Below are 24,630 nucleotides of genomic sequence, written 5' to 3' on the forward strand. Positions count from 1 at the left end.
CTATCATCCTTTCCTCTAAAGCATATCAAGATCTAACTATTCACACCTGACTCAATCTTCTCAGTAATAAATTGTTTAAATCTTGTAAAATACCGCTCTGATGCTTCCCAGCGCCTAAGATCCAAATAGGGCATGTCCTGCTTACCATATTGATCGGGCGGCTGATAATGCCGGGAAACATAAGTTCCATTGTCCAGTGTATAAAAATAATACGCTTCATCTGGAGTCCTGATTTCAATCCGACCATGTAGGAGGTCTCCGTCCTCGTCCGTATGCGTTTGACGGAAGCTGTAACATTTGGAGCCGTCCCAGAACCCGCCATTCTCCTCCACTTCCGAATATAATTCCTGAATTACAGTGTGTTGCAAAATGTCTTGCACATTCTGTACCTCAATGTTTGGTAAATAAAGCTCAGCCATATTAACGCAGGTCAGCAACATCGTCCAGCAATCGCTAATCTCTGCTAGTTGTTCCTGAGACTCTTCTGTAATGTCCTCCCACTCAGACCCTTCTTCTATGGTTCTCTTCAACAAACCGACAGAATGATCTTGCTCCAGCCAAATATAATAGTGATGCCGGTTATCATTCATATAAACGCTAAGATCCCGCTCATCCCCGTCAGCATCAATATGCTCCAGTTGAACTTTGAAAAAAACGTCTTGCTCGCGAAAATTAAAAGAAGGCTTGTCACTTGGCATTAAAATACACTGCGTCAACTTCAATATATTTTCTTCATTGATCGTGTTATGGGTGAAATATAAATGAACTGCGTTCTTGCTAGTGGGGGATTCATTTATTTTTTTTAGAGCAGAACGGCCTTCTTTAATTACGTTCACCAGTGTGGCAAAGGAAAAATCCTCCTCATCCTCATCCATATCCAAAAAAACTTCATCAATCAACACCTCATGAATGTCCACCGGAAGCTCCTGAAATACGCCGTCCCCCTCCCACACATTTACTAAGCAAGCGATCGATTTATGGCCGTCCACTTTGAAACTGTACTCGTCATCCTGAACTAAAACCGCAGCGCTGAGATCACCTTTAACAATCGTTTCCCCATGATTGTAGGAGCCGCATAATATTTCCTCAATCATCAGGTTGCCCGAAACATAAATTTCCTGACCTCCTACAGCTATATTTTTTGCACTCAAATTACCGGTCACCAAAAGCCCTATGGCGCCATCAGTTTCTTTATTATAAAGATTGTCTACAGTAAAATTTCCTTCTATAAAAATGATGATTACCTCTTTTTGTTGCGGGAAAGGTTGCTCCCAATCTAGATTAAGAGAAGGCAGCGTCAAATCCCCTTCATAGTAAGCGGCAAGTTGCTCGTCACTAAAATCTTGGTAAAACTTCGCCCACCAAGATCCTTCGGGAAATTTATCTGCTAGCTGGCTAATAGGAATGAATCGGAAAAGATTGCTCATACATTATTTTCCCTTCATTTTGAAATTTCCATTATTTCCTCACATGCCCCAAGGCTTACGCCCTGCTTAATCTCGACCATTTTATTAAATCCGAATATAGTAGACGGTTCCCGAAAGCGGATGCTTCTACTCCGCCGCTTCCGCCAACCATACTTGCATAGCCGAAGATTCTGCCCGATTCAAACGGAGGGCGATCTCAGTATTGATCTCATCCGGCGGCATGACTTCGACAAGGACGCATACTGACTCTCGCAGTTGATTCAAGGCAAACACACCTTCATCATCGAGCATTTTCATCGCCAGCTCCATGGCCTTCAGCCTCAAATCAAACTCACGATTCCCTTCGTCATTCTCAAGATCCGCAATGAAAGGACGCTCGGTAAATCGTTGTTTAACGTTATCGAAGTTCTCATCGCCGAAACAACAATAGGGCGAATCCGCATAAGACCATTTGATAAGTTCCGCAATCGTCGATGCCGGTGTGTCACTTTCGACTCCTTGCCTGGCTGCTTCCATCTCCAAAGCTTCCCACGACCAGGCGGAGATACTTGGCGCATGTCCCTCGCCAGTAGTGTATAGAGTACAGTAATAGTAACGTTCGCCATTTTCAAAAAGAGTGCGAAAAGACGTTCTAGCAGCATCGGCGATCTCTATCGCCAGCGTCTCTATTTCTTGCATCGGCTTCCTCCTTTCCGTTAGTGGATCCGCTCAGGCAGGATGTCTTCTATTAGCTCCAGCCTTCTACAAATGATATGGCGGCGCTTTTTCTACTACAAGGTTATCAGGATGAATATCAGTTGGCTCATAGTCATTCATACGGAGAAGGATATACTCAATCTCTTCTAATGGCATCTGCAATTTCTGGCTGACTTCATAAAGACCCATGTCTTGCGAAAGTAGTTTCCGTGCTTGATTTAACTTTCCATTTAGCCAATTATTTTCGAGCATCCATTTTTTCACTAGGTCCAGTAGTTGATTTTGGGTTTTCTTATCTGCATGCTTATTATATTTAGCAACTGACTCTGACAAATTGACCCACACACGTTCCATGTGTATCCAAAGTAAAAACTAGTTTCATGCCTACCTCCCTCTCCCATACGTAAGGAGCACCCAGATCAGCTGTTATTTTCTGAAATCGCTTCGCAGCCTTTCGACAAGAGCCACTGCTCCATATCGGCAAACGCCTGCCCCGTATCCTGTTCATAGAAGACGGCCACCTCTTGCTGGTAGGCATAATTCAATCGTACATAGCCTCCCAGCTGCCGGTAGAACAGGAAACAAGCATAGGCATTCTCATTAAACAAATCCGGCGGAAATTCATGTTGGCACAATCCAGCCAGTTCGGGTAGCGTAAGCTGGTCCTGCCCTTGTGGCAAACGCAAAAAGCGATGGCTGCGAGTGCCCGTCCACGGTTCATAATAGACGCTCTCCCCTTGAATGATTCCATACACCTGACGATATATTTCGTCCAGCACCAAAGCGTACATCCCCTCGTCTTCCTGCTCCGGTGCCTGCAGGAAAATCGCCTTCACGTGCTCCGCATGCCGAGGTAGCCAGAGCAGCCCAGCTGTCTGTGGATACACTGCCAGAAAATCACCGTCAACCGTTGTACCTATAACGATACACTCCCCGATCTGTTGCTCAGTAATGGGGCTGTTTTCGTCATGCTCCCATAATCCGTACTCTGCAAAAGGTTTGAGCACCTCCGCATCCGGAAGCTGAACATTCAACCACCCTCTGTAAGTTCCTTCGCCGAATCGCCGCAAAAACCGGAGGTAGCCCGGTGGATAAACAGCGGCATCTTCCTTCGCAAGTGCTTGGTTTTGGTCATCAGACAGCGGTTTTGGCCGAGATACGATGTACATAAATACTCCTCCTGCTGCCCCCAACATGCAACTCTTCCAAATAAGAGAATTCTTTAAAATATTGCAGGTTGAGGAGCTTTTTTATCCAAGATAATACTGAAATTTTAGAGAGTGCAACATATCAATCCCCAATTTTTGAATTCTCCAGCTTGGCCAGTGCTTCGGTGTCATTTGCCCTGAACTATTTTCCACCCATCACAAGCCCATATTTATTGAAAATCCACGATTTGCTCAAATCTTGCATCGCACCATGGCTTATACGCACAGAAGGCTTTTGCTCCTTCATAGCATCTGCATCATGCGCCGAGAAGCGAAGCGGCCTTGTCATTTTTTTAATAGCACCCGTTATTTCATCGAAAAACGTATATGTTAATGGCTTATGGTCCCGAATATCCTCATAGATATAATACTTCCCTTTTTCATCTTCCAAATCTATTTGAAAGCCTTTAGGAAATGATAGCAAGATACACGGCAGTTCATCCTCTGCCCATTGTCCGTAATATGGAAAATAGACACCTTCATTTCTCGCGAAAAATCCAGAGCTTTCATTATCAGACGCAACAGAAATAGAATAAACAAAGAAAGGGAAACCCTCATTCCTTTTTTCTTCTGCCGTAAAATAATCATAAAAGGTCTTATACGCCTCATACACCTGATTCAGATCATGCTCTGTCTGGGCATAATTGGTTAGATGAAATTGCGCTTGCTTATGTTCAAAAAGCTTCAAAACGCTTTCAAACTCTTCCGGCCTTATGAAGAATCTAAGCTTATAAAATCCGCTGTTCTTTAATCTATCCATTTCTTTTCGCTCACCGCCATGTACTAAAATGTCATCTCAGCTGTCCTTAGCCATTTGCTCGTGTATTTTCAAAATTCATATTTCACAAATCGTTTTCTGAGAGTTTCTTCGTACGGGATCCACTCCCAATCACTCCATAAAGACATACTTACGAGTTCTGACAGCTTATCTACGGCTTGTCCCGGACTCGTTATGTCAATGAAGCCGTCAAAATCCTCATTACGGATATCCAACGCTTTTCGCAGGTAGTCATCATTGAGACGCTCTTCCCGGAGTTGTTCATATTCATCCCTCGTCCACTGTTCACAAAAGATCTTTTCGGCTTGAATGTCTCCATTCTCGAACAACGACAACTCGAATATTTCCTCATTCATATATCCGGCGGTCATCACTGGCTCCCCGATAAGCTGGGACAACGTTTTGCCGGCCTCCTTCACCGTACCCCATACAAAATAATCGTGGAGCACGCTGATCCAGTTCTCGTTGCTTTTGCTTACGTACATGACAACTTTGCTCTCTGGAGCCTCATGATTGGACTTGCCTAATACTTTGGCATGCCCTTCGCTTAGCTCTCTTAATGCTTCGACAGTCTTCTCAAGGTTGTTCGACTTGATATGCAAATTTGCGAATGATCTTCCCACGAGATGGCCTCCTCTAATCGCTTTTTTTACTCAGCCGGATTCTATTTATATCCTATTGATCGGCTCTATGAATGTCTCATATTTCCATTATAGTGATCGCTTGTCCTGAGTCTACCTACTTTTCACCTGAATTTTGGAAATAACCTTCGCATAGAAAGAGATATAATCTTGACCGTTCAGCACAATCTCTAGCTCCTTCCCTCCTTCTCGCTTCGCTCACTCATTAAAAAAGGAGGGTATCCCTACGTCAATTTATGACGTTTGGGACACCCTCTGTCGAACTATTCCACATCCTTATTACAGCACTCTCCAACTTTCCGCTCAAAAATTTCCTGTCGTCCCTAATGGTACGGATCAGCGCGCTGGCTGTAACGGCAAGTTGATATGAAAAAAAATCGCGATTGAGTGTCCTTTTCAACAATCTACTCCAGCTCCTTCGACCTGACACCTTTGAGTTGGCTTCATTTGTATTAATTTCATTCGATTCATGAATGAACTGGCCATAGTTGAACGACAACATGCTGCGTTTGTGATAATCACCTTCACATTATTAATCGATCATTCTGCTGTGAATTGTTGAGTTGAATACATACCTTCATCCCAAATCTTGCCGTTAGACAGATAGTATTCTCTTTCCACTGAATCGTCTGTCTTGGTATAGCTGATCACAAAGACCTGGCCTGTTTCTATCAGCATCGGGTAGTTATCGTAAGGAAGATAATTCTCTACCAGTTGTAGGTCTTTGACATCTTCATAGGCGCCCTCCAATCGCCAAAATTCTCGATAGGCGTAATCCTTGAACCCGTTCAAATCCTGCTTTCCAAAATACGATGCCACATACTCCTTGCCCTGTAAGGTGATGTAATCTACTCTGGACGGGTCAATATCTTTAGCAATCCAGCTTAAGTTCTCAGAATAAATGTTGTCGCCATAATGCTTCTGTAATTGATTGGCCATACAAGGGATGGATTGGGTACTATAGTCCATTTCATCAAGCCCGGTATGTGCTGAACCGTAAATACCCATGACGCTCTCACTACTCAGCCTTTCAAATTCGCGGATAAAATTTTCGGTCATCTTGTTTTCCCGATATACGTTGTCATCTTTACTGCGATAAAAACGGCCTTGCTGGATCGCTTCTATTGTTAAAGTATACTCTTCCGTCTCTGTTAGATCGTTTGCCGCAAGATAAGATAAGAAGCGGTTCCCGGTAGTTTCATCTTGATGCCCGATGTCTGTGCCGTGGAAAATCGTCTCAGGACACTCGCCTTTTATTTTTTTGTAGAACGCCTTGGTATATGGATTGTGACTAGCTGTTCCCTCCCAATCATCATAAATCTCCTCCAGAATATCGTCATTGTCCGACTGCATCCATAGATTCAAATATTCGGCGGTAAAATAAGGCATCTCGACGAACAGATGTCTCATGCCCTCGATATGGTAGAATTCAGACCATAATTCATATTCCTTGTCAATAATCTTGGCTACGCCATGTACTTCACCGTACAGATAAATGCTACCGGATGCTTGAGTTACCAGAGGTGCCTCTTTGGTCGGCTGCGCAGACTTGCTTGCTATCTTGTCTGCGGAGGAATTGCTGCAGGCTGCAAGTGCAATGATCAGGGCAAGCAGCAAAGGATGTACAAACATTATTTTCGCTTTGATTAAGCAGGTGAACTTGTTGTCATTCATAAGCAAGGATCAACCTTTCATGTTCATTTATTTTTCCAGAATTAGGTATTCTCTAGCTGATGAAAGATTTCCTGCCATTTACTTAGACGTTAAGAAGGGTTATTGATTTATTTAAACCAGCAGTCTCTTAAAGCTAATAGTAGTGAATGGGTAAATCTGATTTGATAAAGACAAAAAAAGAGATAGTCTGATGCGTGCTATCAGATACCCGGTTCATTTATCCACTCAAGAACGAAGCGATAGTTTTCAAAGACGAAGCCGCAGTTTAGGATGGTGATGAAGTAATGCGAGTGGAAGAAGTAAGCGTATACCATAACTCAGAAGACCCATTCGCAGTTTTTGGGGCAAATAATAAGTTGATATCTGAAATTATTACCCGGAGGATTTCTTGAGAAGTAAACAACCGAAAGGAGAACAACTTAATTGCATTAAGCGAAAAAGAAAAGTGTACCGTGACCGCTATCATTCAGAAGCGCATGGACGAACATTTGAGGCGTTTCCCTTACGACTGTTACCCGATAGAACCACTGAAGGAGTGGCACGTTCATATCCCCTATCAAAAAAGGTTGCCAATCCCTTCTGGGCGGCAACCTTCGATCATTTGTAGAAGTTGACTTCAATAAAATAATTAAAAACAACCTTGTGAGAGTTTTCTTTACCTACGACAACGCCAACATCGCGTTCATATCTTCCTCAGCAGTAGTAATTAGCTTCAACCCAAAAAGCTCTACCAACACATCCAGTACACCTGGCGAGATGAACTCGGGTGGCTTTGGTCCGATGCGGATGTCCTGAATGCCGAGACTGAACAAGCCTAGCAGAATGGCCACTGCTTTTTGCTCAAACCAAGACAGCACGATGCTGACAGGCAGCTCGTTCACCGTACACTCAAATGCCTCAGCCAGAGCCATGGCAATCTTCACTGTAGAACCGGAATTATTACATTGCCCAAGGTCAATGTAACGCGGAATACCGGTGTCTCCAACGGTGCCATAATCTACGTCATTAAAGCGGAACTTTCCGCAAGAAGTAGTTAAAATGACGGTATCGTTCGGTAAGGAAGTCGCCAACTCACGGTAGTAATTCCCGCCCGTACCTGGCGCATCACAGCCTGCAATGACGAAAAACCGGCGGATATGCCCGTCTTTGACTGCTTGAATGATCTCTGGTGCTAACCCGATTACAGTTTCATGATGATATCCGGTCGTGAGTACCAGATCTGACTCTACATCAGCCGCAGGTAGGGACAACGCTCGATTAATTAGTGGGGAGAAGTCGTCGCCCGTTATTTTCTCTACACCTTCCAGCCCCGCTACTTCATATGAGAAAAAGCGGTCTGCATAAGTGCCTTTAATCGGCATTACACAGTTTGTGGTAGCAAGAATTGCACCGGGAAACTGCTCAAACAATCTACGCTGATCATACCACGCTTTGCCGATGTTGCCTTTAAGATGCTTATACTTTTTGAGTGCAGGATATCCATGCGCAGGCAGCATTTCTGAGTGAGTATAAATGTTGATGCCTTTCCCCTCTGTCTGCCGCAGTAATTCCTCCAACGCATATAAATTATGTCCAGTCACAACAATACATTGACCTTCAATTTTGTTCTGACTGACTGTGATTGGTTGCGGAATGCCAAAGCGGTCCGTATGCGCACGATCCAGTACATCCATGATGCGCACCGCCGCATCTCCGACCTTCATCGCCATCTCCAAATGTTCCTGCGTATTAAAGTTGGAATTGGTCAACGTCATATACAAAGCTTCGTGGGTGATACGATCCACCTCGGGGTCGCTATATCCTAGCTGCCGGGCATGTGTCGCATAAGCTGCAATTCCTTTTAATGCAAAAATCATCGTATCTTGTAAACTCGCAATGGTTTCATTTTTGCCACATACCCCTACAACGGTGCATCCGCCATTCGGTGTCTGTTCACATTGGTAACAAAACATATCGTTATCCTCCATATCTAGATAATCATTCGTTACTTCCAACGTAACAGAACACCAAACCTTGAGTTGTGATTACACACACATTTTTTTAGATCAAGCAGATTTAAATGACCTTCTATTTATAACAACCATTAATACAATAACGCTTAAACAAATGAAAATATTAATCTCAAAAACCAATTTGAACGCCTGCAACTGACTCCCTTGTCCTGTCTCTCCACTCATCACACCAAGTCCAAGTGCTGAGCCAAAGACCATCCCCGCATTTCTTGTTAAAGCAATTAATCCGCCAATCGAACCCACGTATTCCCGAGGTGTCTGCTGCATAATGAAGCTATTATTAGGAGAGGCAATGAGCCCCATACCAAGGCCTATAAGAGATAGAATCGCCGCGATTCCATAAACCGGTATATGGTCTAAATACACCAGCAACAAGATAAACCCGCTTCCCATACAGCTCAGTCCCATTAGCATCAGACGATGAGAGCCATAACGGTCGGAACAGTAGCCTGCGAGAGGACCTGCAAACGCCAAGGCAATGGGATAAGCCGCCATAATATATCCTGTCGTAGATGACGAGAACGGAGCCGCCGCCCCCATCAAATAAAATGGAATAAGGACAAGCAATGTATTAGACAGAATAAAAGAGGCACAGCTAACGATCAAGCCTCCCGCTACAGTTGGAATTTTCAAAGCTTGTAAGGGTAGAAAAGGATTCTTTTGCTTCCGTTCCCAGAATAGAAAAGTAATCAGTAACAAGAAACCCCCCACCAAACTTGTCATCGTCCACACGGACACCCAGCCCCATTTGCTCCCATTTGTTATTACGAGAAGAACCAAGGTGATGAATGCCATAAACAAGCTGGCCCCCACGAAGCTGATAGCACCCGGTTTGCGCTCTTGCACACGGTTGGGTATGTACCGATATGCCATAATTGTAGCCACAATCGCCACAGGAACATGGATTAAAAATAACCATTTCCAGCTCAGCCACTCTGCAATCAAACCTCCCGCTATAGGTCCCGTCATCCCGCCCAGTGCGACAGCTGTACTTAAAATTCCGAGTGCACGTCCTCTTTGCTCTTTCGGCATATGAATGGTGATGAGCGCAATATTAGTTGCTTGGAACATCGCAGCTCCTACTCCCTGTATAACTCTGAGCGTTAGCAATATTGGTAAATTAGGTGAAAAAGCGACCAGGATGGAACCCACAGTAAAGATCACAAATCCAAGATTGTGAATCCGGCGAAAACCATAACGGTCGCCCAGTTTCCCCATAACAGGAAGAAGTGCCGTAATCACTAGCAGATACCCTGTTGTGATCCATAATCCCTTCCCAAGCTCTGTCTGAAAATAATCCACAATAAAAGGAAGCGACACATTCACAATTCCGGCTGTAAAATGGGAAATAAACGCCCCCATACAAATAGCCGCCATCATCCCCAGCCGCTGCCCGTGTCTGCTTTTAAACTCTATATCTTTTGCTGCTATCATGTTGATCCCGTCCCTACTCATATTGTTTAAGAATTACTAACAATTATAAGTAGATCCCTTGCAAGAACAATCCCATAAAGATGGGATGGAAATGGTTTAGGCGAATATGTCTATCAGAATAGGTGAGGAAAATCAGAGGTAATGCAAAACAGCAAAAAGCGGCACATTTAAGTGCCGCCTCTGAATTATTATCTATAAGAGTCATGCGTTGGGCGAAACAAATCTTCTTCGGAACTTCTGACCATAGAAAAATGTTCGACATTGTAGTGCCCATGTAATGTTTTATTGTGATGCTTGATGATTTGTTCTGCACTTAAAACATCATTGCCCGTTGTAGAATGACCATCTCCGACCAATGTAACATCCATGCCGCTAACCGTAGCCGTCCGAACCGCAGTATCGATGCAGTGTTGAGTTTTACATCCCATAATGACCACATGCTCAATCTGCTGATCTTTCAGATATTGTAGCAGTTCAGTTCCGTGAAAAGAATTCGTTGCCAGCTTATCAAAGATTTTGGCATTTACAGACCTATTGATTTCATTGTGCACTTGAAAGCCTGCACCTGTTCCTTCAGCGACATCAAGATCCCTAACAAACACAACTTCGACATTGGCTTCTTTTGCTTGTTCAATCACTTTATTAATATTCCGGATAAGCTGCTCTTTATTGAATACCGCACTTTCCTTTTCGTTTCCATCCATTAATTCTTGTTGTGCATCGATGATTAATAATACCTGATTCAAATGATTTTCCCCTTTCGAATGGTGGGGAACGCTAACACGCTTGATCAGTTAAACGTTTTCCCCATATAATTTTGCAAGCTGACATTGTTTTTCATAATATCTACCTCCCAATAAAAATGGTATATAAACTTTAATCTTATAATTTAAGACTTTTTTAGTTTACCATATTTTTAAAATGTACTCTCTAAAAACTTTGATCGCTACATCCATTGATACATCATAAAAATGGAGGAAATCAGATTAGTCAGCCCGTGCAGGACCCAACCTGGAATGATCGAACCGCCGGATAACTTCTCATTCAATATTCCGATACTCCAACCCACAAGACCCGTAAGAAGCATTACAACAGCAGAATTCAAAAATCCGGCACTACTGTATAACAGCACAGCATGTACGACACCAAATAATAAAGCTTGAGCACAGTTTCCAATTCCGAATCCGAATTTCGAACTTAACCGTTTTCCAATGAAGCCGCGGAACAGAATCTCTTCGGACAAGCTAGTCTGCAACCAAGAATAAATCAATGCCGGAATCAAACCTTTAAGACCTGTACCATAAAACTGTGAGCTGGCCAAAGTATTCCTATCCAGCATGTAGATTGCTGTAAGCATTCCCAGACTGGTGAATATAGTCATCGTAAGTATAAAACATAGTATGAACTGCTTCCTAGAAATCAATTGGGGTTTCTTCCAGCCAATCCACATGGCAAAGGATGATGTTGTTCTGCTTGTAAAAAACCAGTATGTATAGGGAATGATGCTGAATAAGATGAGCTGAAGGACTGCACTGATGAGCAATGACAATGTCAACGGAATACCCTCCCTTTAATAAGAACAGCCTCAATATATCATGGACCGCTGCTTGCCCGCGGGAAGAGACCGTAACTTGCAGGTTAGGTGGAGTAGTTGGTTTCGGATTGCTACTCAGGCAGTGGTAATACCGCCAACATCATGAACTGCCCATTCTCATATCTGAAACTGACGCTTCCTTGAAGCTGTTGAACCGCATACTCAATGCTTTCGATTCCGAACCCTCTACTCCCAAAGTTCCGCTTGCTGGACAAAAAAGAGCCCTGCCCGTCCTCTGTAAGCAGAGATGCAGGATTCTTTAAAGAAATCACCAATAACCCTTCGGTATAAATTACTTCCAGCTCAATAACATTCTGCTCTGACTCTGGTAATCTCTGAACCCCTTCAATTGCATTATCTAATGCATTGCCTAGAATAATTGCAATATCAACCTCTTTGCCTGCAAGTGACAGGTCCTGCGGGATGCGAAAATGAGATTGCATTGTAACTTGATGTAGCTCAGCTTTTGCGAATTTCTCATTATAAATGGCATCAATAGCGATATTTCCAGAAGAAATAAACTTTTCTCCCGCCTCCTGTGTCGAAGCAACCTCTGCAATATATCGCTTGGCTTCTTCTAAAGCGCCTTCATCCAGCAGAGAATGAATAAGGATCAGCACATGATTCAGATCATGCCGCAAACGCTGTGCTTCCTGATTATCTTTCAGTTTACTCGTGTAATCCTTCACTTGCTGCTGAAGCACATGATTATGGAATTCGATCTGCATCCGTTTCATTAACTTTTGATATATAAACATTACAGCCACATTAATTACAAGAATCCCAAGCAGGATGAATACAAAATCAAGCGGAATATTAAAAGGTTTATCACTGGAATGTCTCAGATTCACAATAATAATAAGCAAAGAACCCGCCGAAACAAGATTCAACACAGCCCAATCCTGATTCGACAATAACGTAGTGGTGTCCACTTTGAATAACCGCAACAATAGCAGACATAACATGATGCTTAGCAAGATAACAAATAGGAAAGAAAAAGATAACCACAAAAAATTAGCTTCATTTATTCCACCGGTATTGAGCGGGATATGCTGAATCCCATACCATACCAACATTTCAATAACAACCGTAAACACTGTATAGAAACTGCTAAAGAACAGCTTTTGTAGCACACTGCCGCGGAAATAAACAATTGTAATCAGACTATACACAATCAGGTGAAGGATGACCGAGTCAACTAGAGATAAGCTAGCAGCAGTAAGCGATTTAACCATATAAAAGATAATAAGACAGCCTATAAATGACTTTTTGCTCCTGTTCAGGATTAGAAATTTCTTGAGAAAAATATAAAATGTGACCCCTTGCGGAACATATATAAGGATGAGCATAAATACACCAAAAAAGTAAGGACTAATCACCCGGATGAAAGACATTTATCTTAAGAGCCTCTTTTCTATAAAGGCATGGTATGACCGTAAAGAATCAGAGCTTTTACTGCGGCTGACTGGAAGTTCCACCCCGTTCTTCAGCTGAATAAGTTCCTTGCTTAAAGAACGAACATGCACCCAATTTACTAGGAATCCCGTATGTACGCGACAGAAATCATGTGATCCCAGCTGTCCTTCCAAATCTCCCAGTTTGCCATAATACGAGTAAGTCTCTTGTTCAGTATAAAGGACCAACTTTTTACCTCGTTCTACCGTGATATACATAATATCATCTACCCTTAAATTATAGCTCATATGATGGATTGAGAATGTCAGCACATTGTTTCTTTGCAAGCATAGCTGAATGGCTTTGACTGTGGCGGTCTGCAGTTCATGTTCATCAATAGGTTTCAGCAAATAGCGAAAGGGATGAACCGCAAAGCTTCTTCTCATATAACTTGTATGGCTGGTGACATAAATAATTAATACCCTGGCATCTTTGAGCCGGATCTTCTCTGCAACTTCTATACCGTTATACTCGGGCATCTCCATATCCAGATAAACTATATCGTATGCGGTAGACGTCATTGTCTGAAGCAGGGTTTGGCCTGATTCATAAATCTCAATAGAGGCGGTCATCCCTTGCAGGCTAGTCATCTGCTTCTTGAGTAATTCTTCCAACCGCGAGGCATCTTGCCTCTGATCGTCACAGATAGCAATGTTAAGATTCATATTATGTATCCCTCCAAGTGAACGTAATTCTATCATATTATAATTTGGAAAAATATGAAGAACCGCCAAAAAGCCGATCCTCTCGGACCGGCCAATAAACTCTTTTCATAGGAAAGTTTTTACCCTAATCAATTCATCGGAATCGCGGACGCCAGTCGCCGAAACTGGATGAAAATAAACAGAGCGGTCAGCATCACCACAATTCCTGAACCGAGGAACCATAGCTGCACTCCGTATCGATCCACTACAGGTCCTGCCAACAGCAGTCCAATTGGCGAAGACAACATCATAATGCTGGTCACAAGTGAAATGACACGCCCAAGCATCTCGGGTTCAAAAGAACGCTGGATCATCGCCATGAAGGGACCATTGAAGAAGGGTGCCGCACTGCCCATGAAGAACGAGAGAATGGCAAAGATCACAAATGCATTCGGACCAATCAAACCACTGATCACACAGGTAAGACCGATGACTAGCAGACCTACGCTCATATAGCTAATGTCGCTCCATTTTGATGAGAACATCGACAATAGCAGACCACCTAAAATCATCCCGATGCTGAACACCGCTTCCACCAGGCTGGCACTGTATCCTCCACGGCCAAAATGAGACAAAGTCATATAAGGAAACAGTGTCGCCAGCGGCATAAATGCGATACTAAACACCGCAGTAGCCCCCGTAATCAACACAATGGGTTTCGCTTGAATGAGTGCGTTCCAACCCAAACGGAATTCTTGAACGAAAGACGGCGCAGCTGTAGCCTGCACTTTAGGCTGATGGATCTTCACCATGAACAGCATCAGATTCGCAATCAAAGCCCCGGCCACATCGAGTAGCAATACCGCCCCAAGCGAAGTTGCCGAGTAAACCGCTATCCCAATTGCAGGACCAATTACATTCGAGAAAGAGAACACCATCTGCTGCCAGCCCGCGACTCTTGTCAATTCTTCTTCAGGTGCAATCAACGGAACAGCCGCCTGAAAAGCCGGGGCATGAAAGGCCGAAGCCGCCGAACGCAAGCTCAGAATGACATACACAAAACCAAGTCCCGGTTCCCCCCACATGAAATAAATACCTAATATCAGACTGAAAAGCGCTATTGCGCTATCAGCAATAATCATTGTTATTTTACGATTCCAACGGTCCAGCCAAACCCCTACGAAAGGACCCAAGACCGCTTGCGGCAAAAACGCTGCCAACCCAGCAATCATCAAAACTGCCGCTGACCCTGTCGATTCCGTCAAGTGCCAGATCACCGCGAATTGAACCATCGAACTCGTGAGAATCGAGAAAATCTGTCCGCTAAAAATAAGGGCGAAGGCTTTTTTCCATTGTATTTGCATAAGGTCATCTCCTTTGATTAAAAACTTAAATAAACTCATTCCATGAGCATAGGCACACTGAAACAGGCACATCACAAATAAACTCATTTCCTTATCTCAAAAAAATGAATGAGTCCACTTGTCTTGCACCACGGACTACCATAAACGAATGGAATGGGTCACAAGGAGCACCTCCTGAAAAAATTATGTTCATTATAACATCGCAACTCCTCCATGAGCCAGTTCCAATTGTTCATTTTGCGAAGAATTTGATCTATCTCTATCTTCCGAATAAATTCCTAAATAAGGGAGAAGATAAAAATCACACTTAACATCTAATTTATTTAAGGAGAATTGCATGCGGAAATTTTTTAACGCCAAGACGCCTCCGTCTAATCCTAAGGTGCCCCCTCAAATCGAAGCCGAAAATGAGCTTTCAATGAAGGATCTTTTTTCCCATGCTATCTCTGCGTCTCTCGAAGACAACTTGCAGATTATTAATGACTGTTTTGCCAATTGCTCAGACCTAAAGGTTATTCCATGGCATTATGGCCCGGATCTTAAGTATGAAGCCTCATCCGTCTATTTCAATACACTTACTAAGTCTGACCCTACAAATTATTTTAAAGATGTCTTGCAAAATATAGTTCCGCATGAGCTGGGGCCCACCTTGGACGTAACCGTTGAAGATGTCATCTCATATTTTGAAAAAAATGGTGTTTCATCACCGCTGCTTGAATTAATGGACAATATCGGTCAAGCCATTAAGGGGATTCTTGATGGGAAAGTTGTCCTTTTCTTTACAGGTTGGCAAAAAGCCGTTGCCTATTATGCCTTTGATGTAGAACAGCGCCAAACCTCTGAGCCCATTTCAGAGCCTACTGTTCAAGGTCCCCACGTCAGCTTTATAGAAAGCTTAGAGCGTAATATAGGTGTTATTCGTAGTTTGCTAAAATCTACTAATCTTAAGTTCGAGTTCTTTACCTCTGGTAAGCAGGTTCAAAGAACGTTGTCCTATGGTTATCTGGATGGAGTGGTGAAACCAGAAGCATTAAATCAATTCAAACAACGTATAGCAAGTATTGATCAGGAAGAAATTCTTGACGTCTCCTATCTCGAAGAGTGGATCGGTGATTCTCTCTACTCACCATTTCCACAAGTCCGCTACACAGAACGACCGGATACAGCTATAACAGCTCTGCTAGACGGGAAGATTATTGCTATGGTTAACGGAAGTCCTTCCATTCTGATCTGTCCCGGGAATTTCATGGAGTTTTTTACGAATAGCGAAGATTATTACTACCGAACCATTTTTTCATCATTGATAAGATTGATTAGGGTCGCTGCCTTCATCATCGCCCTGCTGTTACCCAGTACCTATATTGCCTTATCCAACTTCCATTCCGAACTAATTCCCACGGTTCTGCTGCTTGCCATTCTAAACACACGCGAAGGAATCCCCTTTCCGGCTATGGTTGAAGCTTTGATCATGGAGTTTTTCTTTGAGCTTTTGAGAGAGGCGGGCATACGCTTACCCAGACCGATTGGATCGGCCGTCAGTATCGTTGGAGCATTGGTCATTGGACAAGCGGCTATTCAATCGCAGATTGCCTCTCCGGTCATGGTCATTGTCGTCGCTTTGACGGGCATTGCCTCATTTGCGCTACCTCAATACAATATGGCAATTGCGCTGCGGATTTTACGGTTTCCCTTAATGATTCTCGCGGCAACGTTCGGAGGACTTGGCATCATGGTCGGTTTTATTCTAATTTACCTCCATCTGGCTACCTTGCGCTCTTTAGGAGAACCGTATTTAGACTCGTTAGCTCCGCTAGATCTCAAAAGAGTACGTGATTCTATTTTTCTACTTCCGAGAAGACTGCTGCTTCATTCACCACGGAATCGACACCTATATAAAAAGACTTCAGGAAGGAAGTAGATATAGTGAAGCGACTTACTACCATACTAATTTCCCTTCTTGTACTCACTCTAACTAGCGGATGCTGGGATAATAAAGAATTGGACGAGTATGGGTATGTGCAGGCGGTCGCCATTGACCAAAGCGAAGACAATCGGATTGTGATCACGACACATTTCTATAATCCTTCCACCAAAATAGAAATGGGACAAGCAGGGGATCCAGCGTCGAAGGGAATTAATATTGTTACAAGTGGAGAAACCTTTTTTGAAGCAATAAGGGAGATCCCGGCAAAATTTGGTCGAAAAGCCAAATGGGATCATATGCGTGTCATATTAATCGGGGAGCAACTAGCCAGAACCTCGAACATCCGGGAGGTGCTTGATTTTTTCTCCAGAGATCAAGAACCGCGTGGTACCGTTCTTCCTCTCATCGCTGAGCAATCTGCGGCACCATTTTTAGATATCAACCCGTTTATCGAGCAGACCATTGGTCAACAGTATAAGAGAATGGAGACGAGCGGTGCTCTATATGCCGCAAAAACTTCCAAGATTCCTCTCTATGAGCTGGCTATACAAATGTGTAGCCCCTCCAATACTTCCATCATCCCTTACCTGCATAAGACCAGTTTGGATCATAAACCATTGATATCTGGGCTGGCTGTAATCCATGACGGGAAAATGATTGACATCCTAAAGGAAAAGGATACAGAAGCATTCATGATGCTGACGGATAGATATATCTATGGAGTACTAGAATTTCCTTGCCCGGATGAAACCGAAGAACCGCTGCGAAAAAAAGAAACGCTTGAAGTGCTTACCTTCAACAGTACGCTTACTCCAACCGTGAAAAATGGTTCTGTATCCGTCGGTGTAAAAATTGCTATTGAAGGGATGATCGGAGAATTACGTTGCTCACATATAAAAAACAATAAGGACATGAAGCTTTTTGAGCAGCGTGTCATAACTCAGGTTGAACAACAGGTTGAGCATGCAACCAAGTTTTTGAAAACAAAAAAGATCGACGCACTCGGAATTGGCAATCAGATTTACCGGAAAAATCCGCAGCTGTGGAAACAACTAGAGCCTCAATGGAAGGATACATTCGCCCAGACTCAGTTCGATATCAACGTTGATGTCAAAGTGTTAAGCACTGGAATGAACTCAGGTACAATATTCGGAACAAAGGAGAAGTAGCTATGGTGGGAAAAATAATCTGCGTCCTCTTATTAGCTTCCGCTATGCTAGCCCATGACATTCCAAGGTTTAGGCAAGCCTCCATCCGCGATCGAGTAGTTTATGGAGTATTATTACTACCCGTACTTTATCTCGGATTTATCTTTATTGCAGCTAAGCCATGGCCCAATTTAGACTCCATCTTCAATTTACTTACGGCTCCAGCTGAGCACATCGTCCATTGGATCAACCCAACCATTTCATAAGCTTAAAGAATGAGGAGGAACGTATGAATAAGCAAGAACGTGTTAGCTCGATCCAAATGTCCATGCTGTTTCTCTTCTTTATGACCGGTTCCTCAATCGTCATCGTCCCTGCATCATTAACTAACTTTGCCGGCAACGGAGCCTGGATATCCCTCTTAATCGCCTCGGCCATAGGAATGCTTCTGCTTTCCGGCATTCTATATTTGAACCGACGAGCGCCAGATCTTTCGCTTGTGGAACAAAGCCGCTCCGTACTTGGAAACGGACTGACCCTTGTCCTCCTGATTCCTTTCACTTGTGTGCTGTTTTGGAATGTCGCAGGAATTGTAATTGAGATCGGAACCTTTTTCAAAAGTACGATGTTAAAAGAAACGCCCACTTACGCGGTAAATACCATGTTTTTTATAACGATTGCGATGACAGCTCTAGCTGGAATCGAAGTGATTGCCCGCATGGCAGCCGTCCTAATGTCACTAATGTTCGGATTTATCATCTTAGTCTGGATACTCGTAGCAGGGTTATATCATCCCGAATACCTACTGCCCATCATGCCTGATGGATTTAGGCCTATCCTAAGCGCTGCATATGTAGTCTATGGCTTTCCCTATTCCGAGCTTATCGTTTTTTCGATGATTTTACCGTTCGTGCGTAAAGAAGACAATTCTAAACTGGGAAAACAAATGTATCTTGCACTCATCATCAATGCCCTGACGTTAATTGCTTCTGTCATTAGCAGTATTATGGTACTGGGACCACTGTCCGGCAGCTTAAAATATTCATTATATCAGTTGGCGAGACTCATTTATTTTCAGGAAACCATTGAAAGAATCGAATCCGTGATTGGTTTTTCACTCATTATCGGCTTCTATTTCAAGGCTTCTATCCTGCTGCTTATTCTTATTAAAGTACTAAAGGAGCTTCTGAGATTGAAGGATGAACGTTTAATTGTTTTCCCTCTTGCTTTTGTTTGCCTGCTGTTATCTGTAACGACTTACACACAAGAGTCTGAGCTTGAGGAAATCGTGAATATTACATGGCCCTTGATCACTAACCTAGCTTACACCCTGCCATTTCTTCTGATTCTATTGGTCACTTTCATTCGTTATCATATAAAAAAACACAAAAAATAACCCGTTCTATACGGATTCAATATCCCCTATCTCATTTTGCAGACTTCAGAAAAGTAGGGATGCCCTACAGCCACTTTTAGCTTATTAGGACACCCCTGTTAAGTTTATTACTTTAATCGCACTAACCAATAAATTCTTGAACCCACTCGCTGTTATAGTAACCTATTCCAATTTCCGTGAAGCTGCTATTCAGGATGTTGGCACGATGGCCAGGACTGTTCATCCATTGGTTCATTACTTCTTCTGCACTCGACTGACCTTTGGCGATGTTTTCCCCTGCTGAATTGTATGAGATCCCGAAGGCTTTCATCATATCAAACGGAGATCCATACGTAGGAGACTGATGGTCAAAATAATTGTTGTCATACATATCCTGCGCTTTAGCCAAAGCCATTTTCGAAAGTTCGCTATTTAAACTAAGGGGCTTCAAGCCTGCATTCGTTCTTTCTTTATTCACCAGATCCAATACTTGCTGTACTGATTGGGATGTATTGGCGGATGGTTGTGGATTTGCAGACTTCTGCGGGACAGCAGAATGTTGCGGATTTGCAGAATATTGTGGTTTGGCCGACTGCTGCGGATACGTTGTTTGGTCTGTTGTGCCTCCTGTAGGTGGATTGGTGCGGATGAACCCATCCAGCCATTTCGTTACATCGCCAGGAACTTGTTTAGTCTTAATTGTTGAATTCCCTGCATTCTCCGTGGAAATGGAAGATGCTTGCGTTAAAGTTGACGTTGAGGTAGTTTTACGAGCATGATTGTCAACCTTCGTTTGTTGAGTAGTCATTTGGTTGTTGGCCGAGTTATTACCCGAACAAGCAGTAACGAGTAATAGCGCTACTATAACGATAAATGGTTTAATAAGAACCCCTCCTGATTTGGCAAAGTAGTGACTTAATCGAATAAAGTTTTTGTAAAGTACCACTGATTTATTCATCCCTAATTCAAAAATATAAAAAGCAAAAAAGTCCACCCGCAACATGGTTGCTGTGGACTTAATCTTAGTGGATATATTAGATTCGTTGATTTTGTTACACTTTTAGGAATTTATAGAATTTTTTACTAATTAGTGTTATGCTTTATTAAGATAATAAACTATAACATCACAAATTTTTTTGGACAAACAAGCTTATAGAAATGAGCGGGCGTTGTTAGGTAAACAGATACTTTTAGATTACTTAATGTAATGTGATTGCAAAATTATTACAAGGGGTGATCATGCTATGTTAGAAGGTATCTCGATAAAACAAGTCTCCATTTATTGTCCTGAAAGAGTGATTAACAACCAATATTTTATTGACCATTTTCAAAAGCAAGGCATAGATATTAAGCGGATTCTTAAAAAGACAGGCAGAAAAAACCGCCATGTTATTGAAGGAACGAAGGAGAACTCGTTGACGATGGCGATTAATGCCGCTCAACAAGCAATTGATGGTGCTACATTGAAATCTGCAGATATAGACCTGATTCTTTTTTCCAGCTCAACTCCGGAATATCTATCACCAACGAATTCATTGCTTATTCACAAAGCTATCAAAGGTAAAGATGATACGCTTTGCTATGACTTGAATGGGAATTGTATAGGAATGTTTATTGCGGTTGAACAGGCTGCTCGTACTTTATACGATGATCCTGATAGAGATAGAGCGTTGGTTATCGGTTCGGATTTTTTAAATTTATGGGCTGATCCATCACATCCAATAACATATTCAATTTTTGGCGATGCCGCCGTAGCCCTCATTTTAGAAAAAGACCATTCAGAGAGTGGATTAATTGACGTAAGGTATCTTTCGGACAGCCGTTTTACAGAAGAAATTGTGTACCCCGCTCAAGGATTGGCTAAGTCTTTGCGTGATGGGGCTGAACACCGCTACTTACACTGGGGGAGATTCAGCGGAATAGACAGTGTACGATTTGCGGAAACATCTATTGTTGAATTATTGAACAAACATCACCTAACATTCGAGGATATACAAGTTTTTTGTTTTTCACAATTTACATTGGCTAATATTAAATTACTTCAGGCTAAGCTGAACCTGGATCAGCATAAAATAATTTATGTAGCCGACGAATATGGCTATACTGGCACAAGCAGTCCCTTTCTGGCCTTATATTGTGCAATTGAACATGGTTTGATCAAACGTGGCGATAACTTGTTATTTTGGACATTGGGATCAGGTTATCAAGCCGGTTCAATGTTATGGCGTTATTGACATGAGGCTTCATTTATTCATCCTATCACTATCGAAACTCCACAATACACTAACAACAATCCCATCAGTATATTAAATTGACTTCTATATTTAGATATCATTTTTTTGAAAAGAGAACCACATAAACACCAACTAAAAGTGCCCATAAAACCTATGAGAGCTAAGACTATAGAGTAACTCAATAAACTAAAATAGGAAGAATGAGAGGTAAGAATAAATGTAGATGTAACTGTGATTCCATATAATATCCCTTTTGGATTAATAAATTGTAAAAGCATACCCGCAATAAAGCTGTTGTGTTTATCGCCACTTCCATCATTTTCTTGATGTTTACTTGTAATAATTTTAAATGCTAAATAAAACATGTAGACTCCGCCTATCACAGCCATAATAGATTCAATCTTTGGGATAAGATTAATCAGAAGTATATTAAAATAGCAACATAACAATATGATCACGAAAAAACCTGTGCCCACTCCTAAACAGAATTTCATTGTTTTTCGTAAACCAAACTGGTTTGCAAAAGTCATTGCCATAATGTTATTGGGTCCCGGAGTAAAGCTAGCAACAAATGCATATAAAAACAAAGAAACAATCACTAACTTATTTCTCCCCTTCCCTTTTTGTATGTTATAATGTATTTATCGAACGTTATAACGTCCTCATGTGCGTTTTATTGTATATCTTGGTCGTTATAAAGTAAATAGGGAGTGGAGAATTACCGTGGAAGAGATAAATCAAATCATTGCGGAGAATATAAAAAAGATTAGAAGAAGTAAAGATTTAAGCCTGGAAAAGGTGGCAGAATTAACAGGAGTAAGCAAAACAATGATTGGTCAAATCGAAAGAGGCGAATCAACACCTACCATTACAACCATTTGGAAGATCGCCAATGGATTAAAAACTTCATTTTCTACGCTGATAGATTACCCAAAACCTGACACAAGAATAACATTAAGAAATGAGATTCAACCACTGCTTGAAGACAACGGAAAATATCGAGTGTATCCATCTTTCCCATTTGATGAAAGCAAACGATTTGAGGGTTATACAGTCGAGATAGACGAAGGTGGATACCTTGATGCCAATCCACATATGGAAGGAACTGAAGAATTAATCACTGTATTTGATGGTGAATTGTCTTTGCGTGTCAATGATAATGAATATCTATTAAAATCTGGTGATTCTATCACGTTTAACGCAGACAAACCCCATGTATATTATAATCCAGGAGAATCATTGACCCGTTTAAGCATGATCTTATACTATTCTAGTTAGCAAAAAAACCAAGGTTCTTAAACCTTGGGATCAAATCTTACTATGATAACCTGCGGAGACGCCACTCAGCCTCCCCATTATGAACCGTCCAGCATAAACTTATAAACCTTACCGTCTTGTACATATTCATTATTAAAAAGCAGGGCATCCCCTTCTCTTTTCAGGAACTTCAGGTTATCTCCAAAAAAAGGAAGGTCGTTTGTTTCGGCATATTTTTGCTGCTTTACGTCAAGAAGTGCCTTGTACAACAATGTTTTGGCACTTGTTTTGCGATCTATCATCATGAGGAAACCTTGTTGATTGGACCTAATCAGCAGAAAATCCTCGTCCATTCCTGGCGAATGACCATTCCATCCTTAATAATCATCGTATACCATTTATTATTGATATGTGGTTCTCCGTAAACATCTGTTACGGTTAGATAGATTAGACCTTTCGGCGTCTTCTGAAAATCGAACTGAACAGCATCGAATAACTGCGAACCAAGGTTCGTTAGCAAGCGAGTTTGTCCTGCGGAATCTGTTAGATATAAACCCCCTGTTTACTTCCAATACGAACGGCTATTTTTTTTCCCCATCCAGTAAACTCCGCTCTTTGATGCGATTTATCCCATACAACCTTCAACCCTGCCGCTTCCCAGTGACTAGCTGATACATAAGTAATCCCATCATTTACTAGTGCAGCGCTCGTACCTTTCCCGCCTCCATCCATAATGAAAGTAAAATAAGCGATCAAAGTCTCTCCTTCTATTAATCCTCTCAATCTGCCTCTTTTTCTCTCATTTCGTGGTTCCCCCAAGAATATGTGAAAGTTTTCTCATATATTGATAGGGAGGTTGGCGCCAAACCTTAAACAAAATAATTGAAAGAAGGCAATTACAATGGCTTTAGGTTGTGATACAGCTACAAATGTAACAGCAGCAAGATTAACTACACTTAAAAATAATAAATTCACATTCGTTTGCCGATATTTGAATCGCGTCGAAGGATATCAGGATGGTCTCACCTCAGCTGAGATTACACGGATTTCAGATGGGGGATTATATATCATATCCCTTTATCAAATCAGCAAATCGCTCGATCATTTTACGAAAGCCAATGGTGTTAAAGATGCTGAAACGGCTGTAGGCTTAGCAAGTGATTTGGGACAAACCAGCAGCACTCCGATTTATTTTGCCATAGACCGCGATATGACCTCTACCGAAATCACAAACAATATAGTACCTTATTTTCAAGGCATAAAATCAGTGCTAGACAGCAGTACTAAAAATTCCAAAGGCTATAAAATGGGTATCTACGGATCACGAGCAGTCTGCTCTCATATTCGAGGCACTAATTCCGCCACAACACGTTACACCTTCATCGTAGATAATGACTGGCAGGGAACCTTCGATGATTGGAACCTGCGACAATATAATTTCAACACTGAGGTAGGAACGAGCACTGGCAAAATCAACGTAGACTATGTAGAGTCCTCCTCACATAGCGGTGGAGGCTGGAAAAAGTAATTTATTCCTCTTTTATCGGTGACGAGGCGTTATACTAAAGCAGATGATGATAGATTCAAATAAAGTCTCGTTATTAAAAAAATAGTAAAAAGACAACCAGGCATTGATTATCCGATTATTGGAGAAGCTCTGCCTGGTGTTTTTGGTTTGTAGCGGAAGTTTAAGCAGATAATGATAAATCGTAGCTATCCGACTTTAAGGTCTTCTTTGGGCAACCCTCGGAGAAAAATCGCTGTA

At 42.1% G+C, this 24,630-nt stretch carries 25 protein-coding genes; 6 read left to right on the forward strand and 19 right to left on the reverse strand.

Translation table 11 applies throughout. The features are described 5' to 3' along the window. Window positions 1-32: 32 nt before the first annotated feature. The 14 genes from MHH86_RS19405 to MHH86_RS19470 all read right to left on the reverse strand — a co-directional run bounded on the left by MHH86_RS19405 (window position 33) and on the right by MHH86_RS19470 (window position 14,927). Window positions 33-1,427 carry a hypothetical protein gene (locus MHH86_RS19405; RefSeq protein WP_076143778.1) on the reverse strand — a complete coding sequence of 465 codons (1,395 nt, stop codon included), beginning with the start codon at window positions 1,425-1,427 and terminating at the stop codon, window positions 33-35. A gap of 126 nt (window positions 1,428-1,553) precedes the next feature. After that, entirely contained in the window at window positions 1,554-2,105 is a 552-nt protein-coding gene (locus MHH86_RS19410) for a DUF4303 domain-containing protein (RefSeq protein WP_038572095.1), read from the reverse strand. 63 nt (window positions 2,106-2,168) lie between these two features. Continuing rightward, on the reverse strand, window positions 2,169-2,477 hold the full coding sequence (locus MHH86_RS19415) for a hypothetical protein (RefSeq protein ID WP_256717308.1): 309 nt from the start codon (window positions 2,475-2,477) through the stop codon (window positions 2,169-2,171). A gap of 65 nt (window positions 2,478-2,542) precedes the next feature. Then, window positions 2,543-3,292 (reverse strand): hypothetical protein, encoded by a 750-nt coding sequence (locus MHH86_RS19420; protein ID WP_036688766.1) that lies wholly within the window; start codon window positions 3,290-3,292, stop codon window positions 2,543-2,545. Window positions 3,293-3,473: 181 nt separating this feature from the next. Beyond that, the gene (locus MHH86_RS19425; RefSeq protein WP_036688769.1) at window positions 3,474-4,091 is read right to left on the reverse strand and encodes a hypothetical protein; all 618 of its coding nucleotides are present in this window, start codon (window positions 4,089-4,091) and stop codon (window positions 3,474-3,476) included. A 68-nt stretch (window positions 4,092-4,159) separates the two neighbouring features. Continuing rightward, a complete protein-coding gene (locus MHH86_RS19430; protein ID WP_036688772.1) occupies window positions 4,160-4,732 on the reverse strand; it encodes a hypothetical protein in 573 nt (190 codons plus the stop codon). 558 nt (window positions 4,733-5,290) lie between these two features. Beyond that, window positions 5,291-6,424, reverse strand: coding sequence for a hypothetical protein (locus MHH86_RS19435; protein ID WP_036688773.1), 1,134 nt, complete (start codon window positions 6,422-6,424; stop codon window positions 5,291-5,293). 659 nt (window positions 6,425-7,083) lie between these two features. Then, window positions 7,084-8,376: a hydroxylamine reductase gene (hcp, locus tag MHH86_RS19440; protein WP_036688774.1), complete on the reverse strand. Its 1,293-nt coding sequence runs from the start codon at window positions 8,374-8,376 to the stop codon at window positions 7,084-7,086. Between the two features lie 93 nt (window positions 8,377-8,469). Beyond that, window positions 8,470-9,870 (reverse strand): MFS transporter, encoded by a 1,401-nt coding sequence (locus MHH86_RS19445; RefSeq protein WP_143766097.1) that lies wholly within the window; start codon window positions 9,868-9,870, stop codon window positions 8,470-8,472. Window positions 9,871-10,058: 188 nt separating this feature from the next. Beyond that, window positions 10,059-10,616: a cysteine hydrolase family protein gene (locus MHH86_RS19450; protein ID WP_036688775.1), complete on the reverse strand. Its 558-nt coding sequence runs from the start codon at window positions 10,614-10,616 to the stop codon at window positions 10,059-10,061. 200 nt (window positions 10,617-10,816) lie between these two features. Further along, on the reverse strand, window positions 10,817-11,425 hold the full coding sequence (locus MHH86_RS19455) for a CPBP family intramembrane glutamic endopeptidase (RefSeq protein WP_036688777.1): 609 nt from the start codon (window positions 11,423-11,425) through the stop codon (window positions 10,817-10,819). A 110-nt stretch (window positions 11,426-11,535) separates the two neighbouring features. Continuing rightward, window positions 11,536-12,699 carry a sensor histidine kinase gene (locus MHH86_RS19460; protein WP_179088380.1) on the reverse strand — a complete coding sequence of 388 codons (1,164 nt, stop codon included), beginning with the start codon at window positions 12,697-12,699 and terminating at the stop codon, window positions 11,536-11,538. A 159-nt stretch (window positions 12,700-12,858) separates the two neighbouring features. Then, window positions 12,859-13,584, reverse strand: a complete 726-nt coding sequence (locus MHH86_RS19465) for a LytTR family DNA-binding domain-containing protein (RefSeq protein WP_036688780.1) — start codon at window positions 13,582-13,584, stop codon at window positions 12,859-12,861. A 128-nt stretch (window positions 13,585-13,712) separates the two neighbouring features. Further along, window positions 13,713-14,927, reverse strand: coding sequence for an MFS transporter (locus MHH86_RS19470; RefSeq protein ID WP_036688783.1), 1,215 nt, complete (start codon window positions 14,925-14,927; stop codon window positions 13,713-13,715). A gap of 337 nt (window positions 14,928-15,264) precedes the next feature. Here MHH86_RS19470 and MHH86_RS19475 point away from each other — a divergent pair, with 337 nt between their 5' ends. From MHH86_RS19475 to MHH86_RS19485, 3 genes are all read left to right on the forward strand, one after another. Next, window positions 15,265-16,845, forward strand: a complete 1,581-nt coding sequence (locus MHH86_RS19475; RefSeq protein ID WP_235219569.1) for a spore germination protein — start codon at window positions 15,265-15,267, stop codon at window positions 16,843-16,845. 5 nt (window positions 16,846-16,850) lie between these two features. After that, complete coding sequence (locus MHH86_RS19480) at window positions 16,851-18,020, forward strand: Ger(x)C family spore germination protein (protein WP_036688784.1); 1,170 nt, start codon at window positions 16,851-16,853, stop codon at window positions 18,018-18,020. Between the two features lie 268 nt (window positions 18,021-18,288). After that, a complete protein-coding gene (locus MHH86_RS19485; RefSeq protein ID WP_036688787.1) occupies window positions 18,289-19,395 on the forward strand; it encodes an endospore germination permease in 1,107 nt (368 codons plus the stop codon). 121 nt (window positions 19,396-19,516) lie between these two features. Here the strand turns inward: MHH86_RS19485 and MHH86_RS19490 are convergent, their stop codons facing one another. Continuing rightward, the gene (locus MHH86_RS19490) at window positions 19,517-20,332 is read right to left on the reverse strand and encodes a CAP domain-containing protein (protein WP_256717307.1); all 816 of its coding nucleotides are present in this window, start codon (window positions 20,330-20,332) and stop codon (window positions 19,517-19,519) included. A 286-nt stretch (window positions 20,333-20,618) separates the two neighbouring features. Here MHH86_RS19490 and MHH86_RS19495 point away from each other — a divergent pair, with 286 nt between their 5' ends. Then, a complete protein-coding gene (locus MHH86_RS19495) occupies window positions 20,619-21,608 on the forward strand; it encodes a ketoacyl-ACP synthase III (RefSeq protein ID WP_036688791.1) in 990 nt (329 codons plus the stop codon). A 17-nt stretch (window positions 21,609-21,625) separates the two neighbouring features. Here MHH86_RS19495 and MHH86_RS19500 read toward each other — a convergent pair whose 3' ends face one another. Further along, window positions 21,626-22,207, reverse strand: coding sequence for a LysE family transporter (locus tag MHH86_RS19500; RefSeq protein ID WP_036688794.1), 582 nt, complete (start codon window positions 22,205-22,207; stop codon window positions 21,626-21,628). 124 nt (window positions 22,208-22,331) lie between these two features. On the opposite strand from MHH86_RS19500, the gene MHH86_RS19505 reads away from it, so the two are divergent. Beyond that, window positions 22,332-22,886 carry an XRE family transcriptional regulator gene (locus MHH86_RS19505; protein ID WP_036688799.1) on the forward strand — a complete coding sequence of 185 codons (555 nt, stop codon included), beginning with the start codon at window positions 22,332-22,334 and terminating at the stop codon, window positions 22,884-22,886. A gap of 77 nt (window positions 22,887-22,963) precedes the next feature. Here the strand turns inward: MHH86_RS19505 and MHH86_RS19510 are convergent, their stop codons facing one another. Genes MHH86_RS19510 through MHH86_RS19520 form a run of 3 tightly spaced genes read right to left on the reverse strand, consistent with a single transcriptional unit; the run spans window position 22,964 to window position 23,648 of the window. Further along, window positions 22,964-23,218: a hypothetical protein gene (locus tag MHH86_RS19510; protein ID WP_036688805.1), complete on the reverse strand. Its 255-nt coding sequence runs from the start codon at window positions 23,216-23,218 to the stop codon at window positions 22,964-22,966. After that, on the reverse strand, window positions 23,197-23,385 hold the full coding sequence (locus MHH86_RS19515; protein ID WP_036688806.1) for a hypothetical protein: 189 nt from the start codon (window positions 23,383-23,385) through the stop codon (window positions 23,197-23,199). Before MHH86_RS19515 ends, MHH86_RS19510 begins: the two co-directional genes overlap by 22 nt. Window positions 23,386-23,408: 23 nt before the next feature. Next, window positions 23,409-23,648 carry a hypothetical protein gene (locus MHH86_RS19520; RefSeq protein ID WP_076179125.1) on the reverse strand — a complete coding sequence of 80 codons (240 nt, stop codon included), beginning with the start codon at window positions 23,646-23,648 and terminating at the stop codon, window positions 23,409-23,411. A 118-nt stretch (window positions 23,649-23,766) separates the two neighbouring features. On the opposite strand from MHH86_RS19520, the gene MHH86_RS19525 reads away from it, so the two are divergent. Then, complete coding sequence (locus MHH86_RS19525; RefSeq protein ID WP_036688810.1) at window positions 23,767-24,393, forward strand: glycoside hydrolase domain-containing protein; 627 nt, start codon at window positions 23,767-23,769, stop codon at window positions 24,391-24,393. Window positions 24,394-24,630 lie beyond the last annotated feature (237 nt).

It is taken from the genome of Paenibacillus sp. FSL F4-0097, from assembly GCF_038593125.1.
Lineage (GTDB): Bacteria > Bacillota > Bacilli > Paenibacillales > Paenibacillaceae > Paenibacillus_AQ > Paenibacillus_AQ odorifer.

What these genes read in the sequence shown, in the direction of transcription:
- MHH86_RS19495 (WP_036688791.1), top strand. Translation starts at nt 20,619, where the DNA reads ATGTTAGAAGGTATCTCGATAAAACAAGTCTCCATTTATTGTCCTGAA.
- MHH86_RS19425 (WP_036688769.1), bottom strand. Translation starts at nt 4,091, where the DNA reads ATGGATAGATTAAAGAACAGCGGATTTTATAAGCTTAGATTCTTCATA.
- MHH86_RS19485 (WP_036688787.1), top strand. Translation starts at nt 18,289, where the DNA reads ATGAATAAGCAAGAACGTGTTAGCTCGATCCAAATGTCCATGCTGTTT.
- MHH86_RS19470 (WP_036688783.1), bottom strand. Translation starts at nt 14,927, where the DNA reads ATGCAAATACAATGGAAAAAAGCCTTCGCCCTTATTTTTAGCGGACAG.
- MHH86_RS19465 (WP_036688780.1), bottom strand. Translation starts at nt 13,584, where the DNA reads ATGAATCTTAACATTGCTATCTGTGACGATCAGAGGCAAGATGCCTCG.
- MHH86_RS19460 (WP_179088380.1), bottom strand. Translation starts at nt 12,699, where the DNA reads ATGGTTAAATCGCTTACTGCTGCTAGCTTATCTCTAGTTGACTCGGTC.
- MHH86_RS19410 (WP_038572095.1), bottom strand. Translation starts at nt 2,105, where the DNA reads ATGCAAGAAATAGAGACGCTGGCGATAGAGATCGCCGATGCTGCTAGA.
- MHH86_RS19510 (WP_036688805.1), bottom strand. Translation starts at nt 23,218, where the DNA reads ATGGACGAGGATTTTCTGCTGATTAGGTCCAATCAACAAGGTTTCCTC.
- MHH86_RS19415 (WP_256717308.1), bottom strand. Translation starts at nt 2,477, where the DNA reads ATGGAACGTGTGTGGGTCAATTTGTCAGAGTCAGTTGCTAAATATAAT.
- MHH86_RS19490 (WP_256717307.1), bottom strand. Translation starts at nt 20,332, where the DNA reads ATGAATAAATCAGTGGTACTTTACAAAAACTTTATTCGATTAAGTCAC.
- MHH86_RS19475 (WP_235219569.1), top strand. Translation starts at nt 15,265, where the DNA reads ATGCGGAAATTTTTTAACGCCAAGACGCCTCCGTCTAATCCTAAGGTG.
- MHH86_RS19445 (WP_143766097.1), bottom strand. Translation starts at nt 9,870, where the DNA reads ATGATAGCAGCAAAAGATATAGAGTTTAAAAGCAGACACGGGCAGCGG.
- hcp (WP_036688774.1), bottom strand. Translation starts at nt 8,376, where the DNA reads ATGTTTTGTTACCAATGTGAACAGACACCGAATGGCGGATGCACCGTT.
- MHH86_RS19435 (WP_036688773.1), bottom strand. Translation starts at nt 6,424, where the DNA reads ATGAATGACAACAAGTTCACCTGCTTAATCAAAGCGAAAATAATGTTT.
- MHH86_RS19405 (WP_076143778.1), bottom strand. Translation starts at nt 1,427, where the DNA reads ATGAGCAATCTTTTCCGATTCATTCCTATTAGCCAGCTAGCAGATAAA.
- MHH86_RS19420 (WP_036688766.1), bottom strand. Translation starts at nt 3,292, where the DNA reads ATGTACATCGTATCTCGGCCAAAACCGCTGTCTGATGACCAAAACCAA.
- MHH86_RS19525 (WP_036688810.1), top strand. Translation starts at nt 23,767, where the DNA reads ATGGCTTTAGGTTGTGATACAGCTACAAATGTAACAGCAGCAAGATTA.